We start from the raw sequence: 19,704 nt of genomic DNA, 5'->3' as shown, positions 1-19,704 counted from the left end.
GATGTACCGGGGCAAAACTGTCGGCGTCGTCGTGCCGGCGTACAACGAGGCGGGGTTCGTCGGCGAGGTGATCGACACGCTCCCGGCCTTCGTCGACCGCGCGTACGTCGTCGACGACCGTTCGACGGACGACACGTGGGCGGAGATCCGGCGACACGCCGCGACGGCGAACGCCCGGCCGGCGGACCCGCCGGTCGCGGACGGCGGCGTCGCCTTCACTCCGCGGGTGGTGCCGATCCGCCACGAGGAGAACCGCGGCGTCGGCGCGGCGATAAAGACCGGCTACGAGCGCGCCCGGGAGGACGGGCTCGACGTGACCGCCGTGATGAACGGCGACGGGCAGATGGACCCGGACATCCTCCACCGGATCATCGAGCCGGTGGTCTCGGGCGAGGCCGACTACGCGAAGGGGAACCGGCTCATCTCGCCGGAGCACTGGGACGGGATGAGCCGCTGGCGGCTGTTCGGCAACTCGGTGCTCACCTTCCTCACGAAGGTGGCGAGCGGCTACTGGCGGATGGTCGACCCGCAGAACGGCTACACGGCGGTTTCCCTGCGGGCGCTGGAGCGGCTCGACTTCGACAACCTCTACGACCGGTACGGCTTCTGCAACGACATCCTCGTGAAGCTCAACACGCGGGGGCTGCGCGTCGCGGACGTGCCGATGGAGGCTGTGTACGGCGACGAGCAGAGCGGCATCCGGTACACCGAGTTCGTGCCCCGGCTGTCGGCGCTGCTGCTCTCCGGGTTCCTCTGGCGGCTCAAGACCAGATACCTCGTGTACGACTTCCACCCCCTCGTGTTCCTGTACGCGCTCGGCGTGTTCGGGGGGGTCTCGGGGCTCGCGCTCGCGGGGGCCGCGGTGACCGCCGGCGCGGGACTCGTCGGCGGCGCGGTCGGGCTGCTGTTCCTGCTGCTCGGCGGGACGCTCTGCACGCTGGCGATGATCTTCGACAAACGACACAACGAGAGCCTCGAACGCGGCGCGTGGGGTGACGGGCGATGAAGGTGCTCACCGTCGTCGGCGCGCGCCCCCAGTTCGTGAAGGCGTTCCCCGTCTCGCGTGCGCTCCGGGACGGCCACGACGAGGTGCTCGTCCACACCGGTCAGCACTACGACGAGGGCCTCTCGGACGTGTTCTTCGAGGAACTCGACATCCCGGAGCCGGACCACCACCTCGGCGTCGGCTCGGCTTCCCACGCCACCCAGACCGCCGAGATGATGACCGGGATCGAGCGGCTGGTCGACGCCGAGGAGCCCGACGCCGTGTTGCTCTACGGCGACACCAACTCCACGCTGGCCGGGGCGGTCGTCGCGGCGAAGGAGGACGCGACCGTCGCCCACGTCGAGGCCGGTCTCCGGAGCGGCAACTGGGCGATGCCGGAGGAGGTCAACCGCGTGCTCACCGACCACGCCGCCGACCTGCTGTTCGCGCCCAGCGAGGACGCGGCGGCGAACCTCCGCGCGGAGGGGCTCACCGACGGGGTCACCGTCACCGGCGACGTGATGCAGGACGCGATCCTCCACGCCCGGGAGCGAGCCGCCGCGGAGTCGTCTATTCTCGACGAGCTCGGCGTCGACGACGGCGGCTACGTCCTCGCGACGGTCCACCGCGCCGGGAACACCGACGACCCCGACCGCCTCGACGCGATCATGTCCGGGCTGGCCGCCGCGCCGCGGCCGGTCGTGTTCCCGGTCCACCCCCGGACCGTCGGCGCACTGGAGGAGCACGGCCTCTGGGAGACGTACGCCGACGAGGTCCGGCTGATCGAGCCGGTCGGCTACCTCGATTTCGTCCGCCTGCTCGACGGGGCCGAGCGCGTCGCCACGGACTCCGGCGGCGTCCAGAAGGAGGCGTTCTACCTCGACACGCCCTGCGTGACGCTCCGGGACGAGACGGAGTGGACCGAGACGGTCGACTGCGGCTGGAACGTGCTCGTCGGGGCGGCCGAGTCGGCGATCCGGGAGGCGCTCGCCGCGGACTTCGCCCCGCCCGACCGGCCGCCGCTGTACGGCGACGGGACCGCGGCCGAGACGGTCCGGGAGGTGCTGGACGGTGCCTGACGGGAACGCCGGGCCGGACGGCGGAGACGGCGACGCGGTCCCCGACGGCCACGAGTTCGCGCTCTGTCTCACCCACGACGTGGACCGGCCGTACAAGACGTACCAGTCGATCTACTACGCGCTCCAGGAGCGCCCGGGCTACCACCTGCGGACCGCGCTCCCCGGTCGGAACCCGTACTGGCAGTTCGACGAGATCCGGGACCTGGAGTCGGATCTGGGGGTGCGGTCGGCGTTTTACTTCCTGAACGAGCCACACCTGTTCCGCGACCAGCCGCCCCGCGAGTGGCTCCGGCCGGAGCGGTGGATCCAGCACCTCGGGCGGTACGATATCGAGTCGCCGGCGATCGCCGACGCGATCAGAGGGCTTGACGGGGACGGCTGGGAGGTCGGCCTGCACGGCTCCTACGGGTCGTACCGCGACCCGGAACGGCTCCGCCACGAGAAGGCGGTGCTGGAGGACGTGCTCGGTCACCCCGTCGTCGGCGGGCGACAGCACTACCTCAACCTCGACGTCCCCGACACCTGGCGGCACCACACCGAGGCCGGACTCCGGTACGACGCCAGCCTCGGGTCGGCCAGCGAGTACGGCTTCCGGCACGGCTACGACCCGGTCCGGCCGTTCGACGACGAGTTCGTCGTCTTCCCGCTGACCGCGATGGAGGTCGCGCTCCCGGACCCCGGCCGGTCGTTCGACCGCGCGTTCGACGCCTGCGAGGACCTGCTGTTCGAGGCGGCGGCCAACGACGCGGTCATGACCGTCCTCTGGCACCCCCGGTTTTTCAACGAGGACGAGTTCCCCGGCTACTGTCGGCTGTACCGCCGGCTGATAGAGCGAGCGCAGGAGCTGTCCGGGTGGGTCGGTCCGCCCGGCCAGCTGTACCGAACCCTCGCTCCGGCGGACGGCGACGCCGCGCCCCCCGACGAGGGTATACGGCGGATAACAAAGCCCCGGTCCGACGAGTGACGGACACCGAATGAACATCGAACACCTCTCCCTCGACGACTGGGGGGACGCACTGCCGTCCGCCGGGTTCGACGTGTTTCACACGCCGGAGGCGCTTCGCGCGCTCGACGACCACACCGTCGCGGACCTCCGGCTGCTCGGCGGGTTCAAGGGCCAGCAGGCGGTCGCGCTGTTCCCCGCGTTCGTCCGCGACGGCTCCATCGGCCGCGTCGTCACCTCCCCGCCGCCGTCGATGAGCGTCCCTCACATGGGGCCGATCCTGATGCCGAACTCGCCCAAGCGACGCAAGCGGGAGAAGCTGAACCGGCGCTTCGCCGAGGGGGTCGTCGACGAACTGGACGCGACCGCCTCGAACACCCTGTTCCGGACGGTCACGACCCCCGACTACGACGACCCGCGGCCGTTCGACTGGTCGGACCTCTCGGTCGACCCCTCCTTCACGTACCGGCTCCCGCTCGACGGCCGCTCGCTCGACGACGTGCTCGGCTCCTTCAGCAGCAGCCTCCGGCGGGAGATCCGCGACGCGCAGGCGTCCGACGCCGAACTCGCCGTCGAGGGGCGGACGGCGGCCAAACGCGTGTTCGAGCGCACCGCCGAGCGCTACGACGACACCGACTCGTCGCTCCCCGTCTCGTGGCCGTTCGTGCGCGACCTCGTCGACCGGCTCGGCGACCGCTGTCGCGTGTACGTCGCCCGCGCCCCCGACGGGGAGTTCCTGAGCGGCATCGTCGCGCTCTACTCGAACGACTCGGCCTACTTCTGGCAGGGCGGCACGCGCGCCGAGTACGACGGCACCGGCGTCAACGGGCTGCTTCACTGGGGGATCATCCGGGACATCGTCGAGGACCCGGCGCTCGACTCGGTCCACCAGTACGACCTGGTCGGCGCGAACACCGAGCGGCTCTGTCGCTACAAGGCGAAGTTCGGCGCGGACCTGCGGCCCTACTACGTCGTCGAGTCGGGCGGGACCGGGATGCGCCTCGCCAAGAGCGCGTACAACCTCGTCAGCTAAACTGGCCGCCGCGTCCGGGCCGTACTCACGGCCGCGTCGCGCCCGCCTCGGCGTCGGCGAGTTCCGTCCGGTCGGTCGACAGCCGGCGCGACAGTCCGGGGACGGCGTCGATCGATTCGGGGTCGGTCGCCACGTCGACGATCACGTCGGTGAGGTTCACCGTCTCGGCCATGAACCGCTCGCGGCGCTCGGCCCAGCGCGCTGGCGCGTCCTCGTCGGCCAGCAGTTCAGTTGCCGCGTCGAGCACGTCGTCGAACGACCGCAGGTTGCGGACGAGGCCGCGCCGTTCGAGTTCGAGGAAGTTCCCCATGTCGTCCTCGCCGACCCACGAGTTCGACCGGATCGCGGGCGTGCCGAGCAGCGCCGCCTCCGTCACCATCGTCTGGGTGTCCGCGACCAGCAGGTCGGCCTCGGCCAGCGCGTCGTGGAGCAGCGCCGGGTGGCAGTCGAACTCGCGGGCCGGGAGCGTCGCCACGTCGACCGCGTCGCCCTCGTCGGAGAGCAGCACCGTCGCCTCCGCGGCCAGCGTCTTGACCAGTTCCCGGCGCTGTGCCGGGCTGAACCCACCTTTCCCCACGTCGTGGTGGGACCCGAAGGCGTTGAACCGCAGGAGGACGAACCGCTCGTCGTCGGCGAGGCCGAGGCGCGCCCGCACGTCGCCGGCCGGCTCGTAGGCGTCGGGGTGGAGGTACGCCGACTCCTTGAAGCCGGGGAACTCGTAGTGCTTCTCTCCCAGGTCCTTCCGGAAGGCCGAGGGGGTCAGCATGGCGTCGGCAAAGGGCGCGGAGATCCGGTGGTCGAGCGTCGTCGGTTCGGAGTCGAGCAGGAGGACGACCGGCGTCCGCGTCACCGCCCCGGCGTGGGCCGCGTACGCGCCCATCCCGAACACGAGGTCGGGGTCGAACCGGACGGCGGAGGAGAGGATGTTCCGGTAGTGGTCGACGACGTTGCGCAGGAGCGAGAACTTGCTCGTCCCGCAGTAGCCGTACGTCTCGTAGGGCAGGTCGTACCACTCCAGCAGCGGGATCGTACAGCCGTAGTCCCGCGCGAGGATCCGCGCGTCGTGGCCCGCCTCGCGGAGCCGCCGGACGGCGTGTTTGTACAGGTGGACGTGCGCCGGGGTGTTCGTAAAAAACAGCTGTTTCATCGGTGGTACGTCCGCCGTCTCGACCCTTTGTTAGCCGGAACTTGTGCCGCTGCCCCGCACCGGTTCGGACCGGATAACGCCCGAAACAGACGGCGGGTCCGAGCCGTCGGTGCCGCCTCCCGCCGGGGCCGGCGCGCCGCCGTCCCGGTCGCGTTCGGCGCTGGAGCGCGTCGCGGCAGCTAAGAGGTCCATTACAAACCCGGTTGCTGCCGTAGGGAACCGTCATGAGACCCGGATTTCGGACGGACGGTCCCCTGAACGGCCACACCCTCCACCGTATATGACTCTGCAATCCCCCAACGCCACGGCAGACCAGCATCGCGCGGCCGACCGGCCGCTGGAGAACGGGCCGACCGTCCTCCGCGTCCTCCGGGACACGCTGACGTACGCGCGTCGGCGCGACTACACCGGCTGGGACTACGGCGACGGGATGTCGAGCCGGATCCGGCGGGCGCTCCCGTTCGACAACAAGTGGGTGAACATCGCCTTCCAGGAGACGATCAAGCGCGCCCCGGTCAACGTCCGCCCGCTGTTCCTCGTCGAGCAGCGCCGCAACTACAAGGGGACGGCGCTGTTCGCCATGACGAACCTGAACTTCCACCGCCTCACGACCGACATCGACTACGACCCCGAGGACGGGACCGACTACCTGTCGGAGGCGCGCGACCTGCTCGACTGGCTCGTCGAGGAGCGGTCGACCGGGTACAGCGGCTTCTGCGGCGGCCACAACCACGAGATCCAGCACCTCGACGGCCGCGGCGTGCCGAACGACCCGGACGTGGTGTCGACCTCCTACGCGGTCAAGGCCCTGCTCGCCGGCGCGGATCTCGACTCCCGCTACCCGGAGATGGCCCGCACCGCCGCGGCGTTCGTGACCGAGGACCTCGACTACCGCGAGGTCGACGGCGGCGACGGCGCGGTCATCGACTACCACATGAACCACTCGGACGACTACTACACGATCAACGCCGGCGCGCTCGGCGCTCGCATCCTCGTCGAACTGTACGACTTCTTCGGCGAGCAGGTGTTGCTGGACCGCGCGACGAAGATACTGGACCACATCGCGCGCCTGCAGACCGACCTCGGGGGCTGGCACTACCGCGACCCGGCGGACGCCTCCCATCTCTCGATGGACAGCCACCACAACGGGTTCGTCGTCGAGGCGTTCCAGCAGTACCACTCGCTGGTCGGCTCGGCGCGCTACGGCGACACGCTCGACCGCGCGCTGTCGTTCTATCGCGGGCTGTTCGAGTCCGACGGCGCGCCGCGCTTCGACGAGGCGAACGCCTACCCCCGGGACATCCACGCCGCCGCCCAGGGGATCCTCGTGTTCACCTACTCGGGCGACCTGGACGTCGCCGAGCGGATCCTCCGGTGGACGCTGGACAACCTCTACGCCGGCGACGGCCGGTTCTACTTCCGGAAGGGGCGGTTCTACACGAAGCGGATCACGCTCATGCGCTGGTGTCAGGCGTGGATGGCCTACGCGATGTCGGAGTATCTCACCGCCCAGCGGCTCTCCGGCGCGCCGGTGTCGGAGCTGTAGGCCGCGGCGCACTGTCGGCCGGGTCCCGCGACCCGATCACACGCTGTCGCCGAGGTTCCGGACCGCGTCCGGCTCGGCGACGATGAACGCCTCCTCCTTGATCAGGTCCTCGTCGTTCGGCAGAAACATCAGCTGCTCGTTGCCCGCCGAGCGCGCGTCGACGACCTCCCAGTCGTCCAGCCGGTAGTCGAGGTCCCCCGTCAGGTCGGGGTCGGCGTCCTGCTGTGCCCACTCGACCCGCACCGATTCCTCCTCGCCCGCGGCGCGCTTCGACATCAGCGCGCCACCCCGGTTCGTCCGGCTGCGCCGCGGTCAGTAAGCTCATTGTACCGTTCGGTCGGACCCTCGTTCCCCGGTCCGTCGCGCCCGAGCGTTCCCATCACGTCTACGGCAGGGGCACCTTACCTGAATAACGTTTGCGACCGAGTACCATCCACGACGGTCGGCATCATAGCCAGTTCATAGCCGGATACCTGCGAATACGTTTCGAGTAGTTACCAACATTCGCTAAGATCGGCTTACTCGTTCCGTCCCTATCGCTTCGCGGCACACCCCCGACGGGCCGGCAGTAAGGCGACGTTGTAGCCTGCGGTCGGACCGACGGTCGCCGGTAACGCCGTCCTACCGACGGAGCGGCCCCGGACTGCCGTGGCACGGTCGCGGCCGTTGCCGGGTCGGCCGACCCCGCTGCGCGCCCGCCCGGGATCGAGACTGGCGCAGTTGTCGGGCGAGTGTAGGGTCAGTATAACAAAGGGAACGACGGCGCAAGCGGACACGAGTACAGTATGCCGGGACACGTCGCCGAAGCGCCCGTACAGCTCCGCTACCGCTCGCTGTCGACGACCGGGGCCGGATGAAGTACGAGCAGTCAAACGGCTCCCGGCGGAGCCGGCTCGCGTTCTTCCCGTTCGACCTCGCCGCCGCGGTTGCCTTCGCGCTCGCGGGGACCGTCGTGCTGTTCATCTGGGACGGTTCGCTGCTCCGCGCGGCGGTCGGCGTGCCGCTTCTCCTGTTCCTGCCGGGGTACGTCGTCGTCGCGGTGGCGTTCCCCGGGTCGGCCGACACGGCCGCGTCCGACCAGCCGTTCGACCCGTCGCCGGACGACCCGGCGGCGACCGTCGACGGCGTCGAGCGCGCGGCGCTCTCCTTCGGGATGAGCGTGGCGCTGTTGCCGGTGGTGGCGGTCGCCGTCGCCGCGTCGCCGTTCCCGCTCTCCCGTCCCGTAGTCGTCGCCGCCTTCGTGGGCCTGATCTGCGTCGGCGCGGTGACCGCGGCGGTGCGCCGGGCACGGCTCGCCCGACACCGCCGATATCGCGTGCCGGTTGGGCGCTGGGTCGCAGACCTCCGTGCCGGCCTGTTCGGCACCGACCGGCGGTACGCCGGGCTCGTCAACGCCGCACTGGTCGTCAGCGTGCTCCTCGCGACGGCGACGATGGGGTACGCGCTCGCGGTGCCACAGGACGGCGAGTCGTACAGCTCCATCGCCCTCCTCACGGAGAACGAGTCCGGCGAACTCGAGGCGACCGACTACCCGACCAACCTCACGGCCGGCGACCCCGCCGAACTGGTCGTCAGCGTGGAGAACAACGAGGGCGCCGAGACGAACTACACCGTTGTCGCCGTCGTCCAGCGGGTCGAACCGGCCGCCGACGGGGTCAGAGTGCTCGAACAGCGGGAACTCGACCGGTTCGAGGCGGCCGTCGGACCCGGGGAGACGTGGCGGCGGACCCACGCGGCAGTGCCGGACCTGGTCGGGGACCGCATTCGCCTCCACTACTACCTCTACCGCGGCGACGTTCCCGAGGCGGTGAACGCCGACACCGCCTACCGGAGCGCGTACCTCTCGGTCGACGTGAACAGGGGGGCGTGACGCGTGTGGCCCTGGGAACACCTCGCCGTCGGCTACCTGCTGTTCTCCCCGACCGTCCGGCTGTCCGCGGCCCGGACGCCGACCGGCGTCGAGGCCGCGGTGCTCGCCGTCGCGACGCAGCTCCCCGACCTGATCGACAAGCCGCTGGCCTGGTGGCTGGGCGTGCTCCCGAGCGGGCTCTCGCTCGGCCACTCGGTGTTTTTCGCCGTCCCCGCGGTCGCCGCGGCCCTGGCGCTCACGAGCCGTGCCGGCGTCCCCGGGGTCGGCGTCGCGTTCGGCGTCGGCTACCTCTCGCATCTCCTCGGCGACGTGATCTTCAACTCGCTCGGCGGGACGCTCCGGGTCGGGTTCCTCTTCTGGCCGGCGGTCTCCCGGGCGAGCGACGGCGGGACGGCGCTGCTCGCCCGCGTCGCGGAGCTGTGGGGGTCGTTCCGGCTGTTCCTCGGGACGCCGGTCGGCCGGCTCTACCTGCTGGTCGAGGCCGCCGTCCTCGCGCTGGCGCTCGCGCTGTGGGTCGCCGACGGCGTTCCGGGCGTTCGGCGATAGCGCCGGACGGCCCGGGGAAGTGTTGCGTTACCCGGGGAACACCCAACATAACAATGACGCGCAAGCCGATTAGTTGTCGTATAGCCACAGATGAACCGTCGCAGGTATCTGCAGTCGCTCGCCGGAACCGGCGCGCTCGCGGCCCTCGCCGGCTGCTGGGACGGTCCGGACGGCGACGGCCCCCGCAGGACGACGGACGCCCCAACCCGCCGGCCGCCCGAGACGCCACCTCCTCCGGAGGACCCGGATACCGAGGAACTCGCCGACGAGTACGGGACCGTCGTCGACATGGTCGCGGACGCGGGCTGTGACCCGGACGGCGACGAGCCGTGCGACGCCGCCTTCCGCGACGCCGCCGCCGCCGACACGCTGCTCCGGTTCCCCGCCGGAACCTACCGGTTCGAGCGGACGAACCGCCTCTCCGGGCTGACGAACCTGGGCGTCGTCGGCGACGGCGACGTGACGTTCGAGGCACCGGCCGGCCACAACGACAAGTGGATCGTGATCGACGGCGGCCGGGACCTGCTGTTCCGGAACGTGACGGTCGACGCGTCGGCCGACAACTGCGCGCCGACGCTCCAGCTCGGCGTCGAGGACGGGCTGGACGTCCGGGACGTGCGGGTCGTCGGCCGCGGCACCCGCGACGGGAGCGCGCCCGAGGGCGAAGGGGGGAACGTCCCCGTCGGGAACGCGCTGCTCCCCATCGTCCGGTCGCCGGACGGCGAGGGCGTCGTCAGGCGGTTCGTCGCACAGGAGGGCGGCCGGATCGGGACGTACAACCACGGCGACGGGCGCGTCGGTATCTACGTCGGGCCGAGCCACGCCGGGACGCTCCGCCTCGTCGACTGCCACGTCGCGGAGTTCCCGAACAACGGCGTCTACGCGAGCCGGACCACCGGCGTCGTCCACGTCGAGGGCGGCACGTTCCGGAACAACGACATCTCCCAGGTCCGGCTCGGGAGCGAGGGCAGCGTGGTGGAGGGGACGACCGTCGAGGTCGACATCGAGGACGTGGGCGGGCCGAACGCTCCGGCCGACTACCTCAACCCCCGGGGCATACGGATCGAGAGTGGCCGGGCCGGATCCAACGCGGGGCGCTCGCCCGGCGGGGTCACGGTCCGGGACGCCGACGTCAGGATGTTCGCCGCGCCCGCATCGCCGGGGATCGCCGTCGGGACCAACGGCGGCGACTTCACGATCGAATCCACGCGGGTCCGCGTCGACGCCGACGGAAGCACGGGGATCCTCGCGAAGGCCCCGACCGGGGGCCAGCATTACGACCCGCCGCCGAAGCCACACAGCGGCACCATCACCGACGTCCGGATCCTCGGCGAGTCCGCGACCGGCCACGCGGTCTGGGTCATCGGACGGGGCGACACCACGTTCGAGAACCTCCGGGTCGACCAGGCGGGCGAGCGCCGCGACGGCCTGTACCTGTCGCGGTCCCCGAACTGCACGGTCAGCGACTGCTCGCTCCTGACCGGCCGGTATCCGGTCTTGCTCCAGCCGACCGAGGAGCCGACCGGCGACTGTCTGGTCAGACTCGACACCACGGAGTTCCTCGGCACGACGGGTGACATCGAGGACCTCCTCCGGCGGCTCCCGGTCGACCTCGGCGGCTCCCGCACGCTGTGTGTCGACCCCGACTACGCGGACATGGGCGGGGTGACCGACCCCGTCATCGCGCTGACCGACATCCGCGGCGGCGACGTGCTGAAGGAGGTCATCTCGCGCCGCTCGCTCGACTCGTAACCCCCCGGGACCGCTTCTCACCCGGGGCGCACGCTCGCGGTACGACCAGCACGAACTCCCGAGCGATCGCTACGCTGTGGTGACGCGGCCAACTCGGTAGGCCGCCGTTATCCGCACCGGTGTTCTCTCACTGTCCGCTATCCGCCGCGTAAGCAGGCCTTACTTCCCGTCCCGGCTGGATCGACCGCGCGAACCGGAGGGTGTGGGACTCTGACACATGCTCCGTTTGCGTGCTCGCTCTCGGTAAGGGTGTATTACCGCAGAGTAGGACAGTGTTGCCGCCGATGGCAAGTAACCGGTAGCAACGGGGGGAGCATCGCAACGCTAGTGGAGTCGACTGGAGTACAATCGGTCGGAACCCTTAATCAGGTTACCTGCCGCTTACCCGTCGATGGCACCAGACAACGACGCCGACCGTGGAGCGAAAGACGACGTTACCGGGACCGACGCCGAGAAAGGGAGCGTTACCGGTCGCGGCACGCTCGACCGACGCTCGTATCTCAAGCTTACCGGCAGCGCCGCCGCGGCGGCGCTCGGTACGGCAGCGGCCGCGGGCAGCGCGGGTGCACAGACTTCCGTCGACGGCATCTCCTTCGACCGGACCGTCGACATCGTCGAGGACCTGGGCGCGGACAACTCCGGCAGCCAGGCCATCGACGGGGAACTGAACGAGGCGATGAGCGGCGGGACCCTCATCCGGTTCCCGGAGGGGACGTACAAGATCGCGAACAGCCACCGGCTGCCGAGCGGCGCGAACATCGGCTTCGTCGGCGAGGGCGAGGTCGTGTTCGCCCCGCCTCAGGGGTCGAACTTCAGCATGTTCGCCAGCGGCGTCGGCAGCCCGGCGAACCAGGTGCTGTTCAAGGGCATCGACTTCGACATCCGCCCGGACAACACGGTCACCGGCCTGCGGTTCAACACGCAGAACGGCGTCCACGTCGAGGACGTCGAGTACGTCGGCCGCGGCACGCACTCCAGCGGGAGCGTGGCCAACGCGCTGACCGTCACGATCAGCAACGCCGACGCCACCGGCGTCGTCAGGAACGTCGTCGCCACGCAGGGGTCCAGCTGGGCCCGGTACAAGAGCGGCGACGGCCGCATCGGTATCGGCGTGTTCCAGCCCCACTCGGGGACGCTGAAAGTCATCGACTGCCAGCTAGAGGAGTTCGGGAACAACGGGATGTACGCCTCCCGGCACAGCGGCAAGGTCCAGATCGAGGGCGGCACGTTCCGGAACAACAACGTCGCCAGCGTCCGCATCAGCGGCCAGGGCAACTACGTCGAGGGCGCGACCATCGAGATCGACCCCGAGAAGTACGACGGCCCGCGCGAGGACAGCCACGAGCGCAACGCGTTCGGCATGCGCGCCGTCTGGATCAACGGCCGGAAGTTCGACAAGCAGCCGGGCGCTGAGGTCCGCGACTGCGACATCGTCGTGCGCGACCACCCCGCCCCGAACAGCGCGATCCGGGTGTCCGACAACTCCACCTCGCTCGCCGTCCGCAACACGCGGATCCAGCACGACCTCGACAGCATGGCGGCCGTCCGGAGCGAACCGAACGGCCACCCGATCGAGCTGGAGGGCGTCAGCATCACCGGCAACGCCAGCGGCGGCGCGGCGGTCAACGCCTCCAACTCCCCGGACTCCGTCGTCCGGAACTGCTGTATCGAGCAGTCCGGCTCCAACCGCAGCGGCGTCGTCCTGAGCGGCTCCGACGGCAGCACGGTCCGCGACTGCAACATCAACGTCTCCGGGGAGGCGGTCGACGTGAGCAGCAGCGGCGTCGAGACGGCGAACATCACGAACGGCGACTCCTGCCCGGCACCGTCCCTGGACGGTGGTTCGGGAAATCCGAATGAGGGGTCCTGGGGGTCGGACCTCGACAACACCGTCACGGTGGAAAGCACGGGCACCGAGCGCGCGAGCTACGAGTTCAGCGTCAGCGAGACGCTAGAGGCCGGCCTGGACGCCAACCTCTCGGGCGCGGAGTACCCCGACGCGGTCGAGGGGACGACCGGTACCGGCTCCGTCGCCCAGTACGGGAGCGACAACTACCGGTTCGCCGGCGAGATCACCGACTTCGCCGTCGACGGCCCGGCCGACGTGCTGGTCAACGGCGAGGCGATAGACCTCGCGCAGTTCGACTCCGGGTCCGACGGCGGTTCGGACGACGGCTCCGGCGGCGACGGTTCCAGCGGGGACGGCTCCGGTGACGACTCGACGAGTGACGGCTCCGAGTCGCCCGATCCCTCGCGGATGCTCCGGATCGAGAGCACGGGCGAGGACCGCGCGAGCTACGAGTTCAGCGTCAGCGAGGCGCTGGAGCCGGGCGACCGCGCGAACCTCTCCGGCGCCGACTACCCGGACGCGGTCGACGGGACCGACGGCTCCGGCTCCGTCGCGCTCTACGGGGCGGACACCTACGCCTTCGCGGGCGAGGTCACCGCGCTCGCGGTCGACGGCCCGGCCGACGTGTTCGTCGACGGCGAGCAGGTCGACCCCGCCGACTACGTGTCCGAACCCGACGACGGGTCGCCCGAGCCGTCCCGGACTGTCACCGTCGAGAGCACGGGCGAGGACCGCGCGAACTACGAGTTCGCCGTCACCGACGTCGTCGAACCCGGCGACAGCGCCAACCTCTCCGGCGCGGAGTACCCCGACGCGGTCGAGGGGACGACTGCGTCCGGCTCGGTCGCGGTGTACGGGAGCGACGACTACCGGTTCGCCGGCGAGATCACCGCGTTCACCGTCGACGGGCCGGCCGACGTGTTCGTCGACGGCGAGCAGGTCGACCCCGCCCAGTTCGACGACACCGGCGGTTCGGGCGACGCCACGTACCCGAACCTGCTGGTCATCGACGGCGAGGGCGCGGACGCGACGACCGAGTACTCCTTCACGGTCAGCGGCGACCTGGAGAAAGCGCCCGACACCGGCTCGGTCGAATCCGACGACGTGGTCTCGGACCGCTCCGCGACCGGGCAGGTGGTCGGCGGCGTCGACGCCTACCGGTTCTCCGGCGACATCACGTCGTTCCTGCTCTCCGGAACCGCGGCCGTCGACTTCGAGAACGGGGAGTAGCCATGTCGGAGAACGGCGACGAACGAAACCGGTCGACGAACGTCCGGGGCCGGGAGACGGCTCCGGACCCCTCGGCGTCGGAGCTGAAGTCCCTCGACGCCGACCCCGACCTGGACGCCGACCTCGGCTACGAACTGATCGAACTCGACGTGGTCCGCACGAACAACGGCTCCGGCGACGTGCTTCTCCTGCCGGCGGACGAGGACCTGCTGAAGGAGGACGCCTTCGTCGTCGCGGACGCCGAGACGGTGTGTGACGTGAGCGACTGGTGCTGACGGCGCGACCGCCCCGCTGACGCTTCTCCCTCCACGTTTCGCTTTTCCGTACCCCGCCGCGCTACTTGTACCCGAGCGCCTGCAGTCTGTCCTCGACCACCTCGGGCGCGTCCCGCGGGTCCTCGTGGACGCCGCCCCGGATGTCGTCGCGCGACAGGAACTCGTCGAGCTGGCGTTCGAGCGTCCGGACTCTCGTCGGCGGGTCCCCGTCGTACAGGTTCCGCGTCTCCCCCGGGTCCGATTCGAGGTCGTACGCCTCCGTGGCGACGACGGCGTCGGTGTCCTCGTCGAACGCCTTGAACAGCTTGTGCCGCTCCGTCCGGATGCTGCCGTACGTGCGCCCGAACTGCGGGGAGTGGTTCAGCGTGAACGCCGGGAACGGCTCCGCCTCGCGGCCGGGCGACCCCTCCCACCCCGCCGGCACCGAACAGCCGACGGCGTCGAGGATCGAGGCGGGCACGTCGAGGTGGCGGAGCACCCCGTGGTCGCCGAACGAGGCCGACAGTCCGGGGCTGGAGAGCAACGGCACCCGGACGCACTCGTCGTACGGGCGCGCGTGGCCGAACTCGCCGTGGTCGAACTCCTCGCCGTGGTCGCCGGTGAGCACGACCAGCGCGTCGTCGTCGAGGAAGCCGAGCACGTCCGAAAGCTGCTCGTCCAGCCGCTCGACCGAGCGCCAGTAGAAGCGTTCCAGCGTCTCGTACTCCGCGGGGGAGAGCGACTCGGGGTCCCGCATGAACCGCAGGTGCGAGCGGTAGCCGTCGAGCAGCCCCTCGTCGACCCCCTTCCGCAGCCCCGGGAAGAAGGGGACGTGTACGTCCATCAGGTGCATCCAGAGGAACCGCGGGCCGGACTCGCGCTCGTACCACTCTCTCGCGCGCGAGGCTACCTCGGACGCCGGCACGCGACTCCGGAGCCGAACGTAGTTCAGCGCGTGCCGGAGCGTCGACGCCCCGGCGCGGACCGACTCCCGGAGCTCCGACCCGTCGGACTCGGCGTCCATCCCGTCGTTCCAGAAGCGGTCGAAGTCGTCGGCCCAGGTGCTCAGGAACGGGTTCGACCCGACGATCCCGCAGGTCGCGTAGCCCGCGTCCGACAGCACGGCGGGGAGCGAGCGCACGTCGTCGTCCACCGCGTCGAACCCGGTGTACGCCTGCGGGTAGTACTTGCTCGCGAGCAGCGCCGGGAACGCCCCCCGCGTCGCCGGTGCCTGACAGACCGCGTCCCGGCGCTCGTACCCGTCGGTCAGCGCGTCGAGCGCCGGCATCCGCGCCGGCGCGTCGTGCCGCCAGCAGTCGATCGTGACCAGTACCACGTCCCGCGCGTCGTCGGTCGCGGTCCCGCTGGCGCTCGTCGCGGCCCGGTCGGTCCCGCCGGCCGTGGGTGCGTCGGTGTTTCGGGGCATCGGTCAGTCGGCGTACCCCAGCTGCCGCAGGCGGTCCTCGACCACGTCGTCGGCGACGGCGTCGGGGGCGGCGTCCGGCTCCCCCTCGGTTATCTTCCGTCTCGGACCGTTCTCGTGTACGAGCCACGGCACGGTGACGAGCTGGTCCGTGTACATCCCCGGCGGGTGGCCCCACTCGCGGATCGGCACCGGCGCGGCCCGCTCCCCGACCATGTTCCCGTGGTCCGACGTGACGACGGTTCGGCCGCCGAGTTCGTCGAGCAGCGCCGCTATCTCCGGCAGGACGGCGTTCAGGTTCCGGAGGTACGCACGCCACACGGCGTCCGTCGAGGCGTCGAGCCGGCCGCGCATCAGCTGGGCCCACACGTCGGGCGACTCCGTTTCGTCGTCGCCGTCGAACGTGCGGGCGTTGAGCCGGTCGTCGCCGTCGATGAAGGGGTAGTGTGGCTGGAGGAAGTGGCCGACGATCCGCTTTTCCGGGTACTCCTCGACGGCGCGGCGGACGTGGTCGGCCATCGTCTCCGGCGTCACCGTCCCGTGTTCGTCGTCCCAGCCCGCCTCGCGCCAGACGTCGACGACCGCGTGGAACTCGGCGTCCATCTCGTCGCGCCAGTTGTACAGCTGCGGGCTCGCGGTGACGTAGACGGTGTCCCGGAGCGTCCGCCCGCCGAAGTTGGCGATGAGGAACTCCGAGGTGTGTGACCCCCGCGACTCCCGGCGCTCCAGCCGGCCGGGCAGGTCGTGGAGCCGCTCGAACATGTCGTACCGACAGGCGTCGAGCACGAGCAGCGTGTCCCAGTCCTCGGCGACGACGTCGACGCCGTCGGTGTTGTACGGGCGTTGATACAGTCGACGATGGTACAGCCGGTTCAGTTCCCGTCCGAAAAACGACGGGTTCGAGAGCCCGCGTCGAACCCCTCGCCGCACCTGCGAGAGCGAGTACATCAGTGGTCCCGTTGGGGCACCGTCGTCATTGTAAATGTGTAGTTAACGCCGACCCGGGGCGTGGTCGCGCCCGCCGGAGCCGCGGCCGGGACGACCTGACCTGTCGGGGGCCGGAGTAGGCTGTTTTTTAATAAGTCCACCCCCGGCCAACGGGGCACAACGCATGGATGCCGAAGCGAACGCCGACACGATCGACCTGCTCGTCGTCGGGCCGGAGAGCCGCGCGACCGGTGGGGTCGCCCGGTACGTCACCGAACAGCGGGCGCGACTCCCGGACGATGTCGACCCCCGGGTGTACGACGTCGGAACGCCGCGGGGCGAGGGGCTGCGGTGGTTCCTCGCCGCCCTGCTGGTCTCCCTGCGGGCAGCGGTGCTGTTCCCGTTCCGCTCCCGCCCGGACGCGGTACACGTTCACTCCTCACACGGCTTTGCCTTCTATCGGGCGTCGTTCTACGTGCTGTTCGCCGCGCTGGTCTGGCAACGCCCCGTGGTTCTCCACATCCACGGCTCCTCGTTCGACGACTTCGTCGTCGACGCCTCGCTCCCCGTCCGCCTGCTCCAGTCGGCCGTGTTCGACGCCTGCGACCGGATCATCGTCCTTTCGGCGTACTGGCGCGACGTGCTCGCACACCGGGCGTCGCCGGAGAAGCTCGTCGTCGTCCCGAACGCGGTCGACGCCGACGAGTACCGCCCCGAGTTCGACGCCGACCCGCACGTCGTCTTCGTCTCGAACCACGTCGAACGCAAGGGGATCGGCGAACTCGCCGACGCGGTCGACGACCTGAAACGGGACGGCGCGCCCGAGTTCCGCGTGAGCATCGCCGGGGACGGCCCGCTCTCCGACCGGGCCGAGGACCTGGCGGCGCGCCACGACGGCGTCGACTACCTCGGCTACGTCTCCGAGACCGAGAAGCGCGAGCTCATCGACTCGGCGTCGATATACGCCCTCCCGACGCACGGCGAGGGGCTGCCGATCGCCCTGCTGGAGGGGATGGCGGGCGGCAACGCGGTCGTGACGACCGGCGTCGGGAGCATCCCGGAGGTCGTCGGCGAGACGAACGGCCTGCTGGTCGACCCCGGCGACAGCGACGACCTCGCCGACGCGATCGGGGAGCTCGTCGCGAACCCCGAGAGGGCGGCGGCGATGGGCCGGACGAACCGCGAGGCCGTCCGGGAGCGGTACTCCTGGCCCGCCGCGGTCGACCGGCTGACCGAGACGTACCGGGCGGCGATCCCCGGGGAGGGCGACGGATGACGGCGGCCGCACGGGCCGCGGACGCTCGTCGGGGGGACGACCGGATCCTCCTGAAGTCGGCGCTCGCGGTCGGGTTTCTCGCGCTCGCGGCCGCCGCGCTGGTCGCGCACCGGACCCCGGCGACCGGGTACGAGCAGTCCGTCTACGCGGGGACACCGACCGCCGTCTGGATCGGGATCGAGGTGGCGTTCGCGGTCGCCCTGGTCGTCGCGCTCCTCGCCGGCGCAGGGCGGTTGCGGGGTGCGGCGATCGCGCTCGGCGTCGGCACGACGACGCTGCTTGCGGGGCTGCCGGTCGTGCGCGGCTACCATTTCTACGGCGGGGCGGACTCGCTGACCCACCTCGGCTGGACCCGCGAAGTCCTGGCCGGCGACCTGAGCCCGCTGGAGATCATCTACCCCGGGATCCACACGTTCGGCGTGCTCCTGACGGAGGTGGCTGGCTTCGAGGTCACGCACTCGCTGATGCTCGTCGTGCTCGTCTTCGCCCTGCTGTATCTCGTCTTCGTCACGCTCACCGTCAGACTGCTCACCGACACGACCGTCGGTGCCGTCCTCGGCGGCTTCACGGCGTTCTTCCTGCTCCCGATCAACCACATCGTCACGGGGCTGAACCCCCACCCGATAACGCAGGCGAGCATGTTCTTCGCGCTCGTCCTGTTCCTGCTTGCGAAGTACGCGCTCGGCAGCGCCGACCGGGGCACGTTCGCCGGCGTCGGCGCGCTGCTCGCGCTCACCTCCGTCGGCGTCGTCCTGTACCACCCACAGCAGTCCGCGGTCGTCGTGCTCTTTTTCGCGACGGTCGCCGCCCTGCAGTTCGTCCGGGGCCGGTACCGCGACGCCGACCCCGGGCGGCCGCTGCTCGGGCAGACGATGGTCGCCGCGACGGCGTTTGCCGTGTGGCTCCCGTTCCACGGCGCGATCACCAGACAGATGCGGTCGATCGCCACCCGGATCGGCGGGTTCCTCCTCGGCACGAGCGACCAGTCCGTCGGGGCCGTCGTCGGCGACCGCGGGGCGTCGCTCACCTCGGTCGGGTCGGGGATCGGCGAGATCTTCGTCAAGCTGTTCTTCGTCAGCGCGGTGGTGTCGGCGCTGGCCGGTCTGCTCTTCCTCGCGATGCTCGCTGGACGGATCGACCGCCCGTCCGTCGACCGCGCGGTGCGGTACCTGTTCGCGGGGCTGCTCACGCTCGGCGTGTTCGGCGGGTTGCATTTCGTCGGCAACCTCTCGTCGCTGTTCTTCCGGTACTTCGCGATGATCATGGTCGCCGCCTCGGTGCTCGGGGCGGTCCAGATCACCCGACTGAGCGGGCGACGGGAGGTGCTCTCCGGCCGCCGGTTCGCGGCCGTCGGGCTCGCGATACTGGTCCTGCTCGCGCTGTCCGGCGCGACGCTGTTCGCCTCGCCCTTCATCTACCAGCCCAGCGAGCAGAAGACGGCGATGCAGATGGAGGGGTACGAGGCGACGTTCGAGACCGTCGAGTCGGACGCCGACGTGCTCGGCGTCGGCTACGACACGTGGCGGTACCGCCACGCCGTCTACGGCCCGACGGGCGTGAACTGGAGCGGCGCGACCGTCTCACAGCCCGTCCTCCGGACCAACCTCACGACCCACTACGGCGACGGCCGCCACGTCGTGCTGACCGAGTACGACCGGCAGCGCGAGACGGTCGCGTACCGCGGCATCCAGTACAGCGAGCGCGACCTGGCCCGGTTCGAGGCGTACGACGGCGTCCACCGCGTCCGCTCGAACGGCGAGGTCGACCTGTACTACATCGGCGACAGCTGACGCGCCCGGCGCGGCCGGTCATAGTGTGTATTCTCACTGTTTACCGGTGCTCGC

The 19,704-nt window shown here is 70.5% G+C and carries 16 protein-coding genes; 12 read left to right on the top strand and 4 right to left on the bottom strand.

Going from position 1 to position 19,704, the window contains the following annotated elements:
- The first annotated feature begins 1 nt into the window (after nucleotide 1).
- Genes D8896_RS17520 through D8896_RS17505 form a run of 4 tightly spaced genes read left to right on the top strand, consistent with a single transcriptional unit; the run spans nucleotide 2 to nucleotide 4,040 of the window.
- A complete protein-coding gene (locus D8896_RS17520; RefSeq protein WP_121823400.1) occupies nucleotides 2-1,006 on the top strand; it encodes a glycosyltransferase family 2 protein in 1,005 nt (334 codons plus the stop codon).
- Complete coding sequence (wecB, locus tag D8896_RS17515; protein WP_121823399.1) at nucleotides 1,003-2,064, top strand: non-hydrolyzing UDP-N-acetylglucosamine 2-epimerase; 1,062 nt, start codon at nucleotides 1,003-1,005, stop codon at nucleotides 2,062-2,064. Before D8896_RS17520 ends, wecB begins: the two co-directional genes overlap by 4 nt.
- Nucleotides 2,057-3,028, top strand: coding sequence for a polysaccharide deacetylase family protein (locus D8896_RS17510; protein ID WP_121823398.1), 972 nt, complete (start codon nucleotides 2,057-2,059; stop codon nucleotides 3,026-3,028). The genes wecB and D8896_RS17510 overlap by 8 nt, the downstream gene beginning before the upstream one ends.
- Before the next feature lie 10 nt (nucleotides 3,029-3,038).
- A complete protein-coding gene (locus D8896_RS17505) occupies nucleotides 3,039-4,040 on the top strand; it encodes a GNAT family N-acetyltransferase (RefSeq protein ID WP_121823397.1) in 1,002 nt (333 codons plus the stop codon).
- Nucleotides 4,041-4,065: 25 nt separating this feature from the next.
- Here the strand turns inward: D8896_RS17505 and D8896_RS17500 are convergent, their stop codons facing one another.
- Complete coding sequence (locus D8896_RS17500) at nucleotides 4,066-5,187, bottom strand: DUF354 domain-containing protein (protein WP_121823396.1); 1,122 nt, start codon at nucleotides 5,185-5,187, stop codon at nucleotides 4,066-4,068.
- A gap of 280 nt (nucleotides 5,188-5,467) precedes the next feature.
- Between D8896_RS17500 and D8896_RS17495 the strand changes: the two genes are divergently transcribed.
- A complete protein-coding gene (locus D8896_RS17495; RefSeq protein ID WP_121823395.1) occupies nucleotides 5,468-6,733 on the top strand; it encodes a prenyltransferase/squalene oxidase repeat-containing protein in 1,266 nt (421 codons plus the stop codon).
- A gap of 36 nt (nucleotides 6,734-6,769) precedes the next feature.
- On the opposite strand, the gene D8896_RS17490 is transcribed toward D8896_RS17495, so the two are convergent.
- Nucleotides 6,770-7,009 carry a hypothetical protein gene (locus D8896_RS17490; RefSeq protein WP_121823394.1) on the bottom strand — a complete coding sequence of 80 codons (240 nt, stop codon included), beginning with the start codon at nucleotides 7,007-7,009 and terminating at the stop codon, nucleotides 6,770-6,772.
- A gap of 577 nt (nucleotides 7,010-7,586) precedes the next feature.
- Here D8896_RS17490 and D8896_RS17485 point away from each other — a divergent pair.
- From D8896_RS17485 to D8896_RS17465, 5 genes are all read left to right on the top strand, one after another.
- Nucleotides 7,587-8,603: a DUF1616 domain-containing protein gene (locus tag D8896_RS17485; protein ID WP_121823393.1), complete on the top strand. Its 1,017-nt coding sequence runs from the start codon at nucleotides 7,587-7,589 to the stop codon at nucleotides 8,601-8,603.
- A 3-nt stretch (nucleotides 8,604-8,606) separates the two neighbouring features.
- Nucleotides 8,607-9,149 (top strand): metal-dependent hydrolase, encoded by a 543-nt coding sequence (locus D8896_RS17480; protein WP_121823392.1) that lies wholly within the window; start codon nucleotides 8,607-8,609, stop codon nucleotides 9,147-9,149.
- A gap of 90 nt (nucleotides 9,150-9,239) precedes the next feature.
- Nucleotides 9,240-10,901, top strand: coding sequence for a hypothetical protein (locus tag D8896_RS17475; protein ID WP_121823391.1), 1,662 nt, complete (start codon nucleotides 9,240-9,242; stop codon nucleotides 10,899-10,901).
- 391 nt (nucleotides 10,902-11,292) lie between these two features.
- Nucleotides 11,293-13,980, top strand: coding sequence for a right-handed parallel beta-helix repeat-containing protein (locus tag D8896_RS17470; RefSeq protein ID WP_121823390.1), 2,688 nt, complete (start codon nucleotides 11,293-11,295; stop codon nucleotides 13,978-13,980).
- 2 nt (nucleotides 13,981-13,982) lie between these two features.
- Nucleotides 13,983-14,255: a hypothetical protein gene (locus tag D8896_RS17465; RefSeq protein ID WP_240452079.1), complete on the top strand. Its 273-nt coding sequence runs from the start codon at nucleotides 13,983-13,985 to the stop codon at nucleotides 14,253-14,255.
- Between the two features lie 61 nt (nucleotides 14,256-14,316).
- Here the strand turns inward: D8896_RS17465 and D8896_RS17460 are convergent, their stop codons facing one another.
- Together D8896_RS17460 and D8896_RS17455 are read right to left on the bottom strand one after the other, a co-directional pair.
- The gene (locus D8896_RS17460; RefSeq protein ID WP_121823389.1) at nucleotides 14,317-15,660 is read right to left on the bottom strand and encodes a sulfatase-like hydrolase/transferase; all 1,344 of its coding nucleotides are present in this window, start codon (nucleotides 15,658-15,660) and stop codon (nucleotides 14,317-14,319) included.
- Between the two features lie 3 nt (nucleotides 15,661-15,663).
- On the bottom strand, nucleotides 15,664-16,605 hold the full coding sequence (locus D8896_RS17455; RefSeq protein ID WP_121823388.1) for a hypothetical protein: 942 nt from the start codon (nucleotides 16,603-16,605) through the stop codon (nucleotides 15,664-15,666).
- A 163-nt stretch (nucleotides 16,606-16,768) separates the two neighbouring features.
- On the opposite strand from D8896_RS17455, the gene D8896_RS17450 reads away from it, so the two are divergent.
- Both D8896_RS17450 and D8896_RS17445 read left to right on the top strand, forming a co-directional pair.
- A complete protein-coding gene (locus D8896_RS17450; RefSeq protein ID WP_121823387.1) occupies nucleotides 16,769-17,860 on the top strand; it encodes a glycosyltransferase family 4 protein in 1,092 nt (363 codons plus the stop codon).
- Nucleotides 17,857-19,650 carry a hypothetical protein gene (locus D8896_RS17445; protein ID WP_121823386.1) on the top strand — a complete coding sequence of 598 codons (1,794 nt, stop codon included), beginning with the start codon at nucleotides 17,857-17,859 and terminating at the stop codon, nucleotides 19,648-19,650. Before D8896_RS17450 ends, D8896_RS17445 begins: the two co-directional genes overlap by 4 nt.
- Nucleotides 19,651-19,704 lie beyond the last annotated feature (54 nt).

Origin of the sequence: Halostella salina (assembly GCF_003675855.1) — an archaeon.
In the GTDB taxonomy this organism is placed as follows: Archaea; Halobacteriota; Halobacteria; order Halobacteriales; family Natronoarchaeaceae; genus Halostella; species Halostella salina.
This window is presented reverse-complemented; position numbering and strand designations above follow the sequence as displayed.

Bases quoted from the DNA above. Each gene is read 5' to 3' on its own strand.
- D8896_RS17520 (WP_121823400.1), top strand. From the start codon at position 2: ATGTACCGGGGCAAAACTGTCGGCGTCGTCGTGCCGGCGTACAACGAG.
- wecB (WP_121823399.1), top strand. From the start codon at position 1,003: ATGAAGGTGCTCACCGTCGTCGGCGCGCGCCCCCAGTTCGTGAAGGCG.
- D8896_RS17505 (WP_121823397.1), top strand. From the start codon at position 3,039: ATGAACATCGAACACCTCTCCCTCGACGACTGGGGGGACGCACTGCCG.
- D8896_RS17500 (WP_121823396.1), bottom strand. From the start codon at position 5,187: ATGAAACAGCTGTTTTTTACGAACACCCCGGCGCACGTCCACCTGTAC.
- D8896_RS17495 (WP_121823395.1), top strand. From the start codon at position 5,468: ATGACTCTGCAATCCCCCAACGCCACGGCAGACCAGCATCGCGCGGCC.
- D8896_RS17490 (WP_121823394.1), bottom strand. From the start codon at position 7,009: ATGTCGAAGCGCGCCGCGGGCGAGGAGGAATCGGTGCGGGTCGAGTGG.
- D8896_RS17485 (WP_121823393.1), top strand. From the start codon at position 7,587: ATGAAGTACGAGCAGTCAAACGGCTCCCGGCGGAGCCGGCTCGCGTTC.
- D8896_RS17475 (WP_121823391.1), top strand. From the start codon at position 9,240: ATGAACCGTCGCAGGTATCTGCAGTCGCTCGCCGGAACCGGCGCGCTC.
- D8896_RS17470 (WP_121823390.1), top strand. From the start codon at position 11,293: ATGGCACCAGACAACGACGCCGACCGTGGAGCGAAAGACGACGTTACC.
- D8896_RS17465 (WP_240452079.1), top strand. From the start codon at position 13,983: ATGTCGGAGAACGGCGACGAACGAAACCGGTCGACGAACGTCCGGGGC.
- D8896_RS17460 (WP_121823389.1), bottom strand. From the start codon at position 15,660: ATGCCCCGAAACACCGACGCACCCACGGCCGGCGGGACCGACCGGGCC.
- D8896_RS17455 (WP_121823388.1), bottom strand. From the start codon at position 16,605: ATGTACTCGCTCTCGCAGGTGCGGCGAGGGGTTCGACGCGGGCTCTCG.
- D8896_RS17450 (WP_121823387.1), top strand. From the start codon at position 16,769: ATGGATGCCGAAGCGAACGCCGACACGATCGACCTGCTCGTCGTCGGG.
- D8896_RS17445 (WP_121823386.1), top strand. From the start codon at position 17,857: ATGACGGCGGCCGCACGGGCCGCGGACGCTCGTCGGGGGGACGACCGG.